Genomic DNA, 14,673 nt, shown 5'->3' on the forward strand with positions numbered 1-14,673 from the left:
CCTTAGTGAGCCACGGCAGCAGCGCCGTGCTCGTCAATCAGTGCGCCGGTATGGAAGCGGTCAATGGAGAACGGCGCGGCCAGCGGATGCATTTCGCCCTTGGCCAGACTCGCAGCAAACACATGGCCCGAACCCGGCGTAGCCTTAAAGCCACCGGTGCCCCAACCGCAGTTGAAGAACAGGTTCTGCACGGGCGTTTTCGAGATGATCGGGCAGGCGTCCGGCGTGGTATCCACAATCCCGCCCCACTGGCGGTTCATGCGTACACGCGACAGCACCGGGAACAGCTCAACAATGGCCTGCAAGGTGTGCTCGATGGTGCCGTAAGAGCCGCGCTGACCGTAGCCGTTGTAGCCGTCGATACCGGCACCGATCACCAGGTCACCCTTGTCCGACTGGCTGATATAACCGTGTACGGCGTTAGACATGATCACGCTGTCGATAATCGGCTTGATCGGCTCCGACACCAGCGCCTGCAGCGGGTGGGACTCCAGCGGCAAACGGAAGCCAGCCAGTTTGGCCATGTGTCCAGAGTTACCAGCGGTGACCACGCCCACACGTTTAGCGCCGATAAAGCCACGGGAGGTTTCGACGCCAATTACCGCGCCATTCTGCTTGCGGAAACCGATCACTTCGGTCTGCTGAATCAGGTCCACACCCAGCGCATCGGCGGCACGGGCATAGCCCCAGGCCACGGCATCGTGACGGGCCACGCCGCCGCGACGCTGCACGGTAGAACCCATCACCGGATAGCGGGTGTTTTTGCTGCAATCCAGGTAAGGGATTTCTTCCGCCACCTGCCGCGCGTCCAGCAACTCACCATCAATACCGTTTAAGCGGTTGGCGTTGACCCGACGCTCGGAGTCACGCATGTCTTGCAAGGTGTGGCACAGGTTATAAACGCCGCGCTGAGAGAACATGACGTTGTAGTTGAGGTCTTGCGACAGGCCTTCCCACAACTTCATCGCGTGCTCGTACAGGTGCGCTGACTCATCCCACAGGTAGTTGGAACGCACGATGGTGGTGTTGCGCGCGGTGTTGCCGCCGCCCAGCCAGCCCTTCTCGATCACCGCGACATTCTTCACGCCGAATTCCTTGGCCAGGTAATACGCAGTCGCCAGACCATGGCCACCACCGCCGACGATGATCACGTCATACAGCGGCTTGGGCGTTGGGTTACGCCACATGCGCTGCCAGTTTTCATGGTGGCTGAACGAATGCTTGAACAGGCCGAAGCCGGAATAACGTTGCATGGAATGCTCCCTCAGAAACTCTGGAACAAATGCTCAGGCCGTTTTGGCCCGGCACTTATCCGCGATAAACCGGGTAATCAGCGCACAGGCCCGCCACCATCACCGCCACTTGCGCCTCCACATCGGCATCACCGAGGTGATCAAGCACGTTGCAGATCCAGCCGGCCAGCTCAATGCACTGCGCCTCTTTAAAGCCACGGGTGGTCACCGCCGGAGTACCGATACGCAGGCCTGAAGTCACAAACGGCGACTGCGGATCATTCGGCACGGCGTTTTTGTTCACGGTGATGCCAGTGCGGCCCAGCGCGGCGTCAGCGTCTTTGCCAGTGATGCCCTGCTTGATCAGGCTGACCAGGAACAGGTGGTTGTCGGTGCCGCCGGAGACCACGTCATAGCCGCGCTCGATAAATACCTTGGCCATGGCCTGGGCGTTGTTGATGACCTGCTGCTGATAAGTCTTGAAGGCTGGCTCCATGGCTTCTTTAAAGCACACCGCCTTGGCTGCAATCACATGCATCAGCGGACCGCCCTGAGCACCGGGGAAGACAGCTGCGTTGAGCTTCTTCTCGATCTCTTCATTGGCCTTGGCCAGAATCAGACCGCCACGGGGACCGCGCAGGGTTTTGTGGGTGGTGGTGGTCACCACATCGGCGAACGGAATCGGGTTCGGGTACAGGCCTGCAGCGACCAGACCGGCAACGTGGGCCATATCAACAAACAGCAGCGCGCCGACTTTGTCGGCAATGGCGCGGAAGCGTGGGAAGTCGAGGGTTTTCGAGTAAGCCGAGAAACCGGCCACGATCATCTTCGGCTTGTGCTCAACAGCCAGACGCTCGACTTCGTCGTAATCAATCAGGCCAGTTTCGTTATCAATGCCGTACTGCACCGCGTTGTACAGCTTGCCGGAGGAGGACACCTTGGCGCCGTGGGTCAGGTGGCCGCCGTGGGCCAGGCTCATACCGAGAATGGTGTCACCCGCATTGAGCAGCGCCAGATACACCGCCGCATTGGCAGATGAACCGGAGTGCGGCTGCACGTTGGCGTAATCAGCACCGAACAGCGCTTTGGCCCGGTCAATGGCCAGCTGCTCTACCTTATCCACATGCTCGCAACCGCCGTAATAGCGCTTACCGGGATAGCCTTCGGCGTATTTGTTGGTCAGGCCGCAGCCCTGGGCCTGCATGACCCGCTTACTGCAATAGTTCTCTGAGGCGATCAGCTCAATATGGTGTTCCTGACGGCGCTCTTCGGCCTCGATGGCACTGAGCAGCTCATCGTCATAGCCCTTAATCTGGTCCTGCTTGCTAAACATCGCTGATCTCCTGCGGCAACTGCATGCGACACTCGGGTGTCGTTCGGGAAGGCCCCACTTGCCAGCGATGGTATGACTGGCCCCGATTGGTCAGATGCCTAGGGACGCCGCAGGTAATATCGTTTGCGACATTGCATAGGTCGCAAAAATAAGTAGAGTTGTCTGAAACCCTCGTTTCAGACGCATTCCTTCATTTTTTCGAAAACGTCTGAAAATGGCCTTGGACAGGCCAATACGACACGCAAGGAGTAGCGCATGGCCAAACCAGCAGCCCGGCTCAGCGACAAAAACGACTGTCCTAAAACCGGCCACGGCGTTAACCCGACCGTCACCGGCTCACCTGATGTATTGATCAACGGCCTTGCCGCCCTGCGCGTAGGCGACAGCACCGCCTGCGGTGACACCGTCACGCAGGGCATCGGCAATATTCTGGTCAACGGCAAACCCATCGCCTTCTTAGGCAGCGCCACCGCCCACGGCGGCGTCATCATCACCGGCTCAGGTGATGTGCTGGTGGGCACTCAGCACGCGCCTGCTGAGTTTGTGCCGCCCATAGCGATGCCCGGTGTCTGCAACTGCAAACTGCAACTGTCCGCACCTAACGGGCAGCCCTACTCAAACCTGCCCTACCGGGTGACACTGGCCGACGGCTCGGTGCAAAAAGGCACAACCGATGCAACCGGTACCACGCAAGCCATTACCACCGCTGTTGAAACAGCATTAGCCAGCGTACAGATCCTGCCGCCGTCAACTTCCGCGCCCTGCTGTGCCCGCAGCGCCCCTGCCCAAAGCAGTGGCGTCACCATTGCGCTGAGTGGCGTCCAAACCGCCTCTGCCAATGGGCAAACCAACAACCTCACAGCCGTTAAAAAAGACGACAAGTCGCGCCCGCTGACCAGCGGTGAAATCGCGATGGCCCAAAGCATTTTTAAAGACTCAATCGACTACAGCAAAGTGAAGGTTCACAACGAGGAATATCTTCCCTTTGGTTTGCAGCCGGATAACACGGCGATGACGCCGAACGGGGAGATGTATTTCAATCCTGATTGGTATGTATCTGACTTCTCGAACCCACCAAGGCCTAGCTATAAACACTGGTTCATTCATGAGATGGTTCATGTGTGGCAGTACCAACTTGGCTATTGGGTCAAATTACACGGGATATTGCTGCATCCAGGGACCCTTTGGGGCCTCTTGGGCGATGCTTATGAGTACACCCTTAAACCAGGTGACAAGATCCAAGACTTCAATATGGAACAGCAGGGTGACATTATTGCCGATTACTTCTGCTGGACAATTGGAAACTCAACCAGATCCGATAGCGGAACAACGCTAGTAAGCAGCCAAGCTGCTGCCAAATACGAATCTGTTCTTTCTGAATTTTTGAGTAATCCAAATGATAAAAAACTTCTTCCTTAAACTACTAGTTACTCAACTTTCACTACTAGCAACCCTCTCGGCTCAGGCAATGTCACGCTACAACGACGGTGACGCCAGAGTTTGGATTGAAAACAACAACCTATGCCTTGGAGTAGAAAACACCTATAAGGTTGGAGGAGTATTTCTCTCCCGAAATGCTCAAGTTGATGAAAACCAACTAACACTCTACGGAGTATCGATTAGTAGAAATGATGAAGGGGTAGTTTGGGAAAACTATAGCAACTCTGAAACCAAGCAAGGACTAACACTAAACACCAGCACCTGTATTCCCTATGGCGAGAATATAGATAATTTCGCCACTCCCACTCCGGCAAAAAACCTTGAGCCTGGAATATATTCAATTTTATTACGCGCAGGTGATAGCAAAGGACGACGAGCTTGGTTCAGTACAACTACCTGCCTAAAAGGGTCTTCAAATGCTTGGTCAGTTGCACCCGCCAAGGTCAATGAAAATGCAGTTGGCTTTGCACGATGGTACTGCGAATAAACCTTGCTAAACCCTCTGTAGTCAGTATGAAAAAGCAGGGCTTACTCAATTTATTGATCTTACTTTTAACTTGTCATTTAGCATTTCCTGCTCAAGCCATGTCCCGCCATCACGATGGCGAGGCCCGCGTGTGGAGCCAGGACGACAAGCTCTGCCTGGGTGTCGCCCCCACTTATAAGACAGGCGGAATCCTGTTCTCCGGTACAGCTCAGGTAAATGACAACGATGTGCGCTTACACGCGATATCGGTAAGCGCAGTTGATAAAGATATGTGGCACGCCTACATCCCGCCTGAATCTTCAGCGGAAGGGGTCAGAGTCACGTCAGACACCTGCATAAGTTATGGGCAAAGCCTGGCTGGTTTTACTACCAAAACACCTGCACAGCCCATTAATCCCGGACTCTACTCCGTGATATTAGAAGCAGGTGACCAGAAAAACCGTCGCGCCCGTTTTTACCTCAAGGCTTGTATCAGCCTTACGCAAAATACTTGGGCTGTAACACCTGCAAAGTTCAATGAGAATGAAACTGGCTCCAGTCGGTTTTATTGCGACTAACCCGCCAGTCACCACTTCGCCAAATCAGCACATCTTGTCGCCCTGCTATCTGCAAGTTTGAGCCCCTGGGGCTAAAGTATTGGCACCTGCTTTTCTTCTCCCCGCCTGTTACCCGCAAGGAATGCCTGCCATGCCCGATCTATCCCAGCAATTCGCCAGCGACAACTACTCCGGTATCTGCCCGGAAGCCTGGGAGGCGATGGCCGAGGCGAATAAGGGGCACCAGCGTGCTTATGGTGATGACGAGTGGACCAGCCGGGCGGCGGATCATTTCCGCCAGTTGTTCGAAACCGACTGCGAGGTGTTCTTTGCCTTTAACGGCACTGCGGCCAACTCACTGGCACTGGCGTCACTCGGCCAGAGCTACCATAGCGTGATTTGCTCTGAGACGGCTCACGTCGAGACTGACGAATGCGGCGCGCCGGAGTTCTTTTCCAACGGCTCCAAGCTGCTGCTGGCAAAGACCGAGAACGGCAAGCTCACGCCAGAAGCGATCCGCGAAATCGCACTCAAACGTCAGGACATCCACTACCCCAAACCCCGCGTGGTCACCATCACCCAGGCCACCGAAGTCGGCACGGTGTACACGCCAGAAGAAGTACGGGCGATCAGCGATGTGTGCAAAGAGCTGGGCCTGCGCCTGCATATGGACGGTGCGCGCTTCTCCAATGCCTGCGCGTTTCTCGGTTGTACACCGGCTGAACTGACCTGGAAGGCCGGCGTAGATGTGCTGTGCTTTGGCGGCACCAAGAACGGTATGGCAGTGGGTGAGGCGATTCTGTTCTTCAATAAGGACTTGGCCGAAGACTTCGACTACCGCTGCAAGCAGGCCGGTCAGTTAGCCTCGAAGATGCGCTACCTGTCCGCGCCCTGGGTCGGCATTTTGCAGAACGATGCCTGGCTGCGTTACGCCAATCACGCTAACCGCTGCGCGCAACTGCTGGCCGAACTGGTTAGCGATGTGGAAGGCGTCAGCCTGATGTTCCCGGTGCAGGCCAACGGCGTGTTCCTGCAATTGTCTGAACCGGCACTGGAAATTCTGCGCAGCAAAGACTGGCGCTTTTACACCTTTATCGGGGCTGGTGGTGCGCGCTTTATGTGCTCGTGGGATACCGAAGAAGAGCGCGTCCGTCAGTTGGCAGCGGATATCCGCTTAGCCATGAACGCCGGACGCTAACGGAGGCCGCTCGAAACAGCCTCCGCTTCTTCAGCTCAGACGCTGCGCGGCACCAACGCTGGCAGCAGCGTACGCGAAATCGCTTCGCGCACATTCGGCAGCAAAGTCGCGCTGCCGCCCAATAGCGCCTCCACCATCTTACGCAGCGCCTGCGCCCGCTCCGGGCTCAGGCCGCTGACGGCCAACTCACACGCCTGCTCGGCACTGACTCCCGAGGGAATCGCAAAGCCCAGCGCCACCAGACGCTCGCGCAGGTCGTCCTGATCAATCAGGTCAGCATGCATCATGTTCAAACCCTCCTGCGGCTGCCTTAGCGCAGCACGCCCTCTTCCAGTAATAGTTTGAAGATCGCTTCAGCGCCATCAGCCGCCGATACACCTTTAAGCACCTGACCACCGCCACCGCTGGCCTTGGCCGTTGCCGCACGCATACGCTCAGCACCGGTTTTCGCCTTGATCACTTTAAGGCGCTTGGGGCGGGGCTTGGCTGGTTGCAGCTCACCCTGTTCAAACAGCGGATCAGCCACCACTTCCACGTCAACTGCGCTCAGCCGACCACGCCGAGCCGGGCCGTAGGCACTCTGCCGGGCGATGGGCGCGGCGTTATCCACACTGGCCACAAACGGTAAACGCACCTGCAGGCGACGGCGCTGGCCACGGGGCAATGCCTGCAGCACCTGCGCGACGCCGTTATCAACCTTTTCCACCGCAGCCAGGCCCACCACCAGCGGCCAGCCCAGTTGTTCGGCCAGCAGGTACGGCAACATGCCGGAGCCTTCGCCGGTCTCCGCTTGCGTGCCGGTCAGCACCAATTGCGCCGGGCTGCGTGACAGATACTCGCTGAGCACCGGTACAGCGTCGCTGTGGGCGGGTTGTTCGAGCACGTTGATTTCATTCAGGCCCATGCCCAGATAGGCACGCAAGGCTTCGGCATGGGGATCACCGGCATGCAACACTTGCAGGCGACCGCCGACCAGATGCAGGCCCAGCTCCACCGCTCGAGCATCCTGCTCAGCGCGCCGCGCACGCCCTGAAGTCGGGTGCGCCCCAACGGACACCAGAGTCACCACATTCAATGCATCAGGCTGCATCACGGGCACCTCCCTGACGATGGGCGGCCACTCGTTCGATCAGCGCCCGCAGAATCTCTGCGCTGTCGCCAATCACCGAGAGGTCGGCCCGTTTGATCATGTCACAACCGGGGTCCTGGTTAATCGCTACCACTTTGTCGCAGGCACCGATGCCTTGCAGGTGCTGGATCGCACCGGAAATCCCCACCGCCACGTACACCCGCGCGGTGACCCAGGTGCCGGTCGCACCGACCTGACGGTTACGCGGCATAAAGCCGTCGTCCACCGCCACCCGCGAGGCGCCTTCGGTAGCGCCGAGGGCTTCGGCGGCCTGATGGAACAGCGCCCAGTCCTTCACGCCGTTGCCGCCGGAGAGAATAAACTCCGCTTCGGCCATGGGAATTTGCGCCGGGTCGACCGCTACCGCGCCCATGTCTTGAATCCGTGGCAATTGCGCGGTGACCGACAACTCCAGTTCCAATGCACGAACTTCATGGCGCGTCTCACTGACCGGCTCAGCACACTCAGCCGAGGCCAGAAGCATGCGTGGAACGGGTTGATGCACATCCTCACGACCGGCACCGGCACGACCGCTGCTAATACCTTCCGCAACTTGCCAAACCCGTGTGGCCGGGCGCTCGCCGAGCTTGGCCGCCACGCGACGGCCCAGTTCAGCACCGCCACTGCGGCTGTCCGGGAACAGCCAGTGACGCGGTGTCAACTGCCCTTCCAGCTCACACAGGGCCAACACTCTGGCTTCCGGGCTGTAACCGGCAAAGGCGTTGTCTTGCAGATGCAGCAGGCGGTCGACGCCGTTCACATCCAGCGCGCTCTCTTTATGCTCGCCAAAGATCACCGCCAATACCGCACCGTCGCTGCCCGCCAGTTTGCGCGCCAGACCAAGCAGGTCTTTATCGTGACTGCTGAGGCGGCCGCCCTGCATGTCCGGCACCACGGCGATATAAAACGCTGGTTGCGCCACCACATGCAGCGGCAGTTGCACTTGGGTTTCGCCACTGTCGCGTACGCGCTGGCTGCCTTGCTGCGTGCCGCTGCGGTCGATCCGTTTGATCCCATTGGGGCCGATAAAGCCCACAGCATGAGGGTTCTTGCGGATTACGCCATTTGGCCCCATCCAACTGATCACGTTACTTTGCAGGCTGGCGTGCAGTGGATGCAGGCGGTTGCGGGCAATCCACTCGGCCCGCGGGTCTCGTCGAATAATCCGGCTCATGCCATCACCTCGGCGACTGCTGTTTTCTTCGCGGGGGCGGCGTCTTGTTCGATCAACGAATCAGCCACCAGCTCAGCGATGTCCTTCACTTCCGGACGCGGGCCGACCACACCTTCAAGCATCGCCGTGCACTGCGGGCAACCCACGGCCACCAACTCGGCGGCGGTCTCTTTGATATCCACCATGCGCATGTCGGGAATCCGCTGCTTGCCGGGAATATCGGTGATCGGCGCACCGCCACCACCACCGCAGCAACGGGAGCGGAAGCCGGAGCGTTCCATCTCTTTCACTTCAATGCCCAGGGCCTTGAGCACCTGACGCGGCGCTTCGTACTCGCCGTTATAGCGGCCCAGATAACACGGATCGTGGTAGGTAACAGTGCCGCCTTTATGCTGACCGAGGCTGACTTTATTGCTGGCGATCAGCTCTTGCAGATAAGTGCTGTGGTGCAGGACCTGATAGTTGCCGCCCAGCTCGCCGTACTCATTTTTCAGCACATGGAAGCTGTGCGGATCACAGGTGACGATGCGCTTGAAGCGGTACTTATTCAGCGTGGCAATGTTGCGTTTGGCCAAGCTCTGGAAGGTGGCTTCATCACCCAAACGACGGGCGACGTCACCGCTGTCGCGCTCTTCCAGACCGAGCACGGCAAAGTCCACGTTGGCGGCTTTCAGCACTTTGACGAAGGCGCGCAGGGTGCGCTGGTTGCGCATATCAAAGGCACCGTCACCCACCCAGAACAGCACGTCGACCTGCTGTTTATCGCTCATCAGCGACAGGTTCAAATCCGCCGCCCAGTTCAGGCGACCGCCGGGGGCAAAGCCGCCGGGGTTGTCGGTGGCGATCAGGTTATCCAGCACCTCGGCACCTTTGTTCGGCGTCGCGCCTTTTTCCAGGGTGAGATGACGGCGCATATCGACGATGGCGTCGACGTGCTCGATCATCATCGGGCACTCTTCCACGCAGGCACGGCAGGTGGTGCAGGACCACAGGGTTTCCGCATCCACCAGCGCCTTGCCGTTGAGGTCGACAATCGGTTGGTGCGGGCCACCGCTGTGCTCACCAATCGGTTTACCCGGATAGGGCGAGCCGGCAAAGTTGGCATCGCTGCCACCGGCCAGGCCAATCACCATGTCCTGAATCAGCTTTTTCGGGTTCAGCGGCTGGCCTGCGGCAAAGGCCGGGCACATGGCCTCGCACTTACCGCACTGCACGCAGGCGTCGAAACCGAGCAGTTGGTTCCAGGTGAAATCAGTCGGTTTCTCCACGCCCAGCGGCGCGCTGCTGTCATCCAGATTCAGGGCTTTAAGGCCGGTTGAACGGCCACCTCCAAAGCGCTCGGCGCGGCGATGCCAGGCCAGATGCAGAGCACCGGCGAAGGCGTGCTTCATCGGCCCGCCCCAGGTCATGCCGAAGAACAACTCCGACACGCCCCAGGCCACGCCCACAGTCAGCAGCAGCGCCAGCAGCCAACCGCCAAAACCTTCCGGGAGAATCCCGGCTACCGGCAAGGTGGCGATAAAAAAGCTACCCGCGAACATCAGCAGGCTTTTCGGCAAGCGCATCCACGGGCCTTTGGACAGGCGTGACGGCGGGTTCTTGCGGCGTTTGGCCACAAACAGAGCACCGACAAACATCAGCACAGTGGCGGCCAATAACGCGAAACCGAGAATCTTGCTGTGCAGGCCGAAGCCATGCACCACAATCGCCAGTACAGCCGCGAGGACAAAGCCGCCCGCCGTGGCCACGTGGGTCTTGGACATGTATTTGTCGCGCTCGACCACATGGTGCAAATCCACCAGATAGCGACGCGGTATGGCCAGCAATCCACCGAGCCAATCAACCTTGGCCGGGCGGCCTCTGCGCCACATTAAAAAGCGTTTAACAGCGCCCAACACCGCCAACGCCAGCGCGGCGAACAGCAGAATAGGCAGGATGGTGTTTAACATGAGCGCACCCTTTCGATAACCCGAATCGCATCGATCCGTTGCACGACAACTTCAGTCACGTAGGGTGGATGGCCGAAGCCATCCACCAGCAAGCAACACACTTCCCATTGGTGGATGAGAAAAGCGTCATCCACCCTACGAAAGCCCGATCAGAAGTCCTTGCACAGGCGCAGAGCGTCGTAGATCGCGGCGTGGGTGTTGCGCTGCGCCACGCAGTCGCCGATGCGGAACAGCAGATAGCCGTCACCCGCTTCGCTCAGGCACGGTTGCGGTTTGATTGCAAACAGCGCGTCCACGTCGATCTGGCCTTTGTTACGCGAGCCCTGTTTGAGCGCGTAGTACAGGCTCTCGTCAGGACGCACACCGTTTTCCACCACAACCTGATCCACCACCCGCTCCTCACGGGCACCGGTGTATTCGTTCTCCAGCACCGCGACCACCTTGTCGCCTTCGCGGTAGACCTTCTCCAGCATCATGTCGCCAGTCATGATCACTTCTTTCGGATACAGGCTGCGGTAGTAGGTCGGGAAGCTGGTGCCACCAACCGCCACACCGGGTTTGATGTCGTCGGTGACGATCTCAACTTTCGAGCCTTTCTCAGCCATAAAGTCGGCCACCGACATGCCGGTGAACTCGCAAATGGTGTCGTAGACCAGCACGTTGTCACCCGGTGCAACCTTGCCGTCGAGCACATCCCAACTGCTGACCACCAGCCCTTCGGCCGCGCCCCAGTGTTCGTTCTGTTCGATAAAGGCATGGCCGCCATTGGCCAAGACGACGATGTCCGGTTGCAGCGCGAGAATGCTTTCGGCATCAGCGGCGGTATTCAGGCGCAAGTCGATATTCAGGCGAGCCAGCTCCAGCTGATACCAGCGGGTGATACCAGCCATCTGGTCCCGTTGCGGTGCCTTGGCGGCCAGCGTGATCTGCCCGCCGAGGCTGTCTTTTTTCTCCAGCAGAATCACCTCGTGACCGCGTTCTGCCGCGACACGGGCAGCCTCCATACCGCCGGGGCCACCACCAACCACCACCACGCGGCGCTTCGGCCCGCTGGACTTTTCGATGATGTGCGGCAGGCCCATGTATTCACGGCTGGTGGCAGCGTTCTGGATGCACAGCACGTCCAGGCCCTGGTACTGACGGTCGATGCAGTAGTTGGCGCCTACGCACTGTTTGATCTGATCAACCTGGCCCATTTTGATCTTAGCGATCAGGTGCGGATCGGCGATATGGGCGCGAGTCATGCCGACCATGTCCACATAGCCGCCTTCGAGAATGCGCGTGGCTTGGTTCGGGTCTTTGATGTTCTGCGCGTGCAGCACCGGCACCTTGACCACTTCTTTGATGCCCGCTGCCAGATGCAGGAACGGCTCCGGCGGGAAGCTCATGTTGGGGATCACGTTGGCCAGGGTGTTGTGGGTATCGCAGCCCGAACCTACAACGCCGATAAAGTCGATCATGCCGGTGGCGTCGTAATAGGCGGCAATTTGCTTCATGTCGTCATGGGACAGGCCGTCCGGGTGGAACTCGTCACCACAGATACGCATGCCCACGCAGAAATCATCGCCCACCTCAGCGCGTACCGCCTTGAGCACTTCGAGGCCGAATTTCATTCGCCCTTCAAAGCTGCCACCCCATTCGTCGGTGCGTTTGTTCACACGCGGCGACCAGAACTGGTCAATCATGTGTTGGTGTACAGCGGACAGTTCCACACCATCCAGCCCGCCCTCTTTAGCGCGGCGTGCGGCCTGTGCGTAGTTGCCAATGATCCGCCAGATTTCTTCCACCTCGATGGTTTTGCAGGTGGCGCGGTGTACCGGTTCACGGATACCGGACGGCGACATCAGGGTCGGCCAGTGATAACCATCCCAGCGGGAGCGGCGGCCCATATGGGTAATCTGAATCATGATCTTGGCGCCGTGCTTGTGCATGGCGTCAGCCAGATTCTGGAAGTGCGGGATGATGCGGTCGGTGGACAGATTCACCGAGCTCCACCACTGCTGCGGACTGTCGATAGCCACCACAGAGGAGCCGCCGCAAATCGCCAGGCCGATACCGCCCTTGGCCTTCTCTTCGTAGTACTTCACGTAACGATCAGTGGTCATGCCGCCGTCGGTGGCATACACCTCGGCGTGCGCTGTACTGAGCACGCGGTTGCGGATGGTCAGTTTGCCGATCTGGATCGGCTGGAACATAGCCTCAAAAGCCATTAGGGCACCCTCTGAAAACGACTGCGCTCGCTGTGTTTTCGATCACGGATAAATTTATTTTTAGAGTGGTTTGACGATGAACAGACCGTCGTCGTGGCCTTCTTCGGAACCGCCGTAAACCTGCTCGGCCACGGTGCGCACAGCGCTGCCCTGAGCCTGGAGAATCTGGTCCATGGCCCCGGCAAACCAGCCAGTGAACATGTAATCGACCTTGCGCCCGCACTTGCCGTACACGTAGACAAACGCCGAGTGCTTCAGGCGCACGCTGGCGGTGCCTTTTTCCAGGTCGATGTCTTCAATCTGGAACAGCCCCCAACCGCGTTGCGACAGGCGCTTCATGTAGTGCTCGAACACCGCCACACCAGAGATGCCATGGCATTCGGCTTCTTTCTCGCACCAGTGCCAGGCGGATTTGTAGCCGGCTTTGTAGAGAATCTCGGCGTAAGCTTCAGCGCCCAGCACCTCTTCGATGCCCATGTGGTTGTTGACGAAAAAGTGCCGTGGCACGTACAGCATCGGCAGGGCATCAGTGGTCCAGACGCCGGTTTCGCTATCCACCTCAATCGGCAGTTCAGGGGCGTGTTTGGCCATGTGTACAGACTCCAGAATTCAAATCAGTCGATATTCGTTGCGCCGCTGCTTTGCGTAGGGTGGATGGTCGAAGCCATCCACCAGCAGACACCGCGTTGTTTCATTGGTGGATGAATAAAGCGTCATTCACCCTACGTTCTTCATTCCTGCGCTAATTACGTGAATGCCCTTGGGCCGTAGCGAGCCTGTCGCGAGGACGCGACGCAGCTATCGGTGTGCGCAGTAGGCCCAAAGGTATTCACCTACTCGTGCCAGACGTCGGCCAACACCCTTACCCAGTTCTCACCCATGATCTTGCGCACCACGCGCTCGCTGTGGCCGCGTTTGAGCAGGGTTTCGGTGAGGTTGGGGAACTCGCCCACGGTGCGGATGCCCAGCGGGTTGATAATCTTTCCGAAGTTGGTCAGGCGGCGGGCGTAGCCTTTGTCGTGGGTCAGGTATTCGAAGAAATCCTGACCATGGCCCTGAGTGAAATCGGTGCCGATACCGATGGCGTCTTCACCGACGATGTTCATGGTGTATTCGATGGCTTCGGCGTAGTCGTCGATGGTCGAGTCGATGCCCTTGGCCAGGAACGGCGCAAACATGGTCACGCCGACAAACCCGCCGTGATCGGCAATGAACTTCAGTTCTTCATCGGACTTATTGCGCGGGTGCTCTTTCAGCCCGGATGGCAGGCAGTGGGAGTAGCACACCGGCTTCTTCGATTCGAGGATGACCTCTTCAGAGGTCTTGGAACCGACGTGGGACAGGTCGCACATGATGCCGACGCGGTTCATTTCCGCGACCACTTCACGGCCGAACCCGGACAGCCCGCCATCGCGCTCGTAGCAGCCGGTGCCCACCAGATTCTGGGTGTTGTAGCACATCTGCACGATGCCCACGCCGAGCTGCTTGAACACCTCGACATAGCCGAGCTGGTCTTCAAAGGCATGGGCGTTCTGGAAGCCAAACAGGATGCCGGTCTTACCCAGCTCTTTGGCCTTGCGGATATCCGCCGTGGTGCGTACCGGCATCACCAGATCGCTGTTCTCGCGGATCAGCTTCTGGCTGGCGGCGATGTTGTTGACTGTGGCCTGAAACCCTTCCCATACCGACACCGTGCAGTTGGCTGCCGTCAGGCCACCTTTGCGCATGTCTTCAAACAGTTCACGGTTCCACTTGGCGATGATCAGCCCGTCAATAACGATGCTGTCGGCGTGTAATTCGGCTGGGCTCATCTGGCTGTCCCCTCAAGCTATGTCGCCAAACCCGTTGCTGGCGCTGTGCAGTGAGAATATCCCCGGGGGATTTAGCGACCCGGCGCAAAAGCGACTGGGGGATTGCCGAAAGCGTCAAGCCGCAGTCGCATTTAGGCAGGTCGGGGGAGCGCCGGCGCGCAGACAAAAAAAACC

Annotated in this window: 13 protein-coding genes; 4 read left to right on the plus strand and 9 right to left on the minus strand. The window is 58.7% G+C overall.

Features of this window, described 5'->3' with window-relative positions:
- Nucleotides 1–2: 2 nt before the first annotated feature.
- Together AO726_RS15590 and glyA are read right to left on the minus strand one after the other, a co-directional pair.
- A complete protein-coding gene (locus AO726_RS15590) occupies nucleotides 3–1,253 on the minus strand; it encodes a sarcosine oxidase subunit beta (RefSeq protein ID WP_058069023.1) in 1,251 nt (416 codons plus the stop codon).
- A gap of 55 nt (nucleotides 1,254–1,308) precedes the next feature.
- Nucleotides 1,309–2,565 carry a serine hydroxymethyltransferase gene (glyA, locus tag AO726_RS15595; protein WP_058069024.1) on the minus strand — a complete coding sequence of 419 codons (1,257 nt, stop codon included), beginning with the start codon at nucleotides 2,563–2,565 and terminating at the stop codon, nucleotides 1,309–1,311.
- A 255-nt stretch (nucleotides 2,566–2,820) separates the two neighbouring features.
- On the opposite strand from glyA, the gene AO726_RS21475 reads away from it, so the two are divergent.
- The 4 genes from AO726_RS21475 (at nucleotide 2,821) to AO726_RS15610 (ending at nucleotide 6,226) form a co-directional block, all read left to right on the plus strand.
- Nucleotides 2,821–3,984 (plus strand): PAAR domain-containing protein, encoded by a 1,164-nt coding sequence (locus AO726_RS21475; protein ID WP_082629157.1) that lies wholly within the window; start codon nucleotides 2,821–2,823, stop codon nucleotides 3,982–3,984.
- Nucleotides 3,962–4,492 (plus strand): hypothetical protein, encoded by a 531-nt coding sequence (locus AO726_RS21190; RefSeq protein ID WP_152987304.1) that lies wholly within the window; start codon nucleotides 3,962–3,964, stop codon nucleotides 4,490–4,492. The genes AO726_RS21475 and AO726_RS21190 overlap by 23 nt, the downstream gene beginning before the upstream one ends.
- Before the next feature lie 26 nt (nucleotides 4,493–4,518).
- On the plus strand, nucleotides 4,519–5,049 hold the full coding sequence (locus AO726_RS15605) for a hypothetical protein (protein ID WP_152987305.1): 531 nt from the start codon (nucleotides 4,519–4,521) through the stop codon (nucleotides 5,047–5,049).
- Between the two features lie 130 nt (nucleotides 5,050–5,179).
- Nucleotides 5,180–6,226 carry a threonine aldolase family protein gene (locus AO726_RS15610; RefSeq protein WP_058069026.1) on the plus strand — a complete coding sequence of 349 codons (1,047 nt, stop codon included), beginning with the start codon at nucleotides 5,180–5,182 and terminating at the stop codon, nucleotides 6,224–6,226.
- 35 nt (nucleotides 6,227–6,261) lie between these two features.
- Here the strand turns inward: AO726_RS15610 and AO726_RS15615 are convergent, their stop codons facing one another.
- The 7 genes from AO726_RS15615 to AO726_RS15645 all read right to left on the minus strand — a co-directional run bounded on the left by AO726_RS15615 (nucleotide 6,262) and on the right by AO726_RS15645 (nucleotide 14,499).
- Nucleotides 6,262–6,513 carry a hypothetical protein gene (locus AO726_RS15615; RefSeq protein ID WP_058069027.1) on the minus strand — a complete coding sequence of 84 codons (252 nt, stop codon included), beginning with the start codon at nucleotides 6,511–6,513 and terminating at the stop codon, nucleotides 6,262–6,264.
- 23 nt (nucleotides 6,514–6,536) lie between these two features.
- Nucleotides 6,537–7,316 (minus strand): electron transfer flavoprotein subunit beta, encoded by a 780-nt coding sequence (gene etfB, locus AO726_RS15620; RefSeq protein WP_058069028.1) that lies wholly within the window; start codon nucleotides 7,314–7,316, stop codon nucleotides 6,537–6,539.
- A complete protein-coding gene (gene etfA / locus AO726_RS15625; RefSeq protein WP_058069029.1) occupies nucleotides 7,306–8,529 on the minus strand; it encodes an electron transfer flavoprotein subunit alpha in 1,224 nt (407 codons plus the stop codon). The genes etfB and etfA overlap by 11 nt, the downstream gene beginning before the upstream one ends.
- Nucleotides 8,526–10,478, minus strand: a complete 1,953-nt coding sequence (gene dgcB, locus AO726_RS15630) for a dimethylglycine demethylation protein DgcB (RefSeq protein WP_058069030.1) — start codon at nucleotides 10,476–10,478, stop codon at nucleotides 8,526–8,528. The genes etfA and dgcB overlap by 4 nt, the downstream gene beginning before the upstream one ends.
- Before the next feature lie 149 nt (nucleotides 10,479–10,627).
- Nucleotides 10,628–12,688, minus strand: coding sequence for a dimethylglycine demethylation protein DgcA (gene dgcA / locus AO726_RS15635; protein ID WP_058069031.1), 2,061 nt, complete (start codon nucleotides 12,686–12,688; stop codon nucleotides 10,628–10,630).
- 60 nt (nucleotides 12,689–12,748) lie between these two features.
- Nucleotides 12,749–13,279, minus strand: coding sequence for a DUF5943 domain-containing protein (locus tag AO726_RS15640; RefSeq protein WP_058069032.1), 531 nt, complete (start codon nucleotides 13,277–13,279; stop codon nucleotides 12,749–12,751).
- A gap of 242 nt (nucleotides 13,280–13,521) precedes the next feature.
- Entirely contained in the window at nucleotides 13,522–14,499 is a 978-nt protein-coding gene (locus tag AO726_RS15645) for a dipeptidase (protein WP_058069033.1), read from the minus strand.
- Between the last annotated feature and the right edge of the window lie 174 nt (nucleotides 14,500–14,673).

The sequence above is a fragment of the Pseudomonas sp. TTU2014-080ASC genome, from assembly GCF_001446935.1.
Classification (GTDB): domain Bacteria; phylum Pseudomonadota; class Gammaproteobacteria; order Pseudomonadales; family Pseudomonadaceae; genus Aquipseudomonas.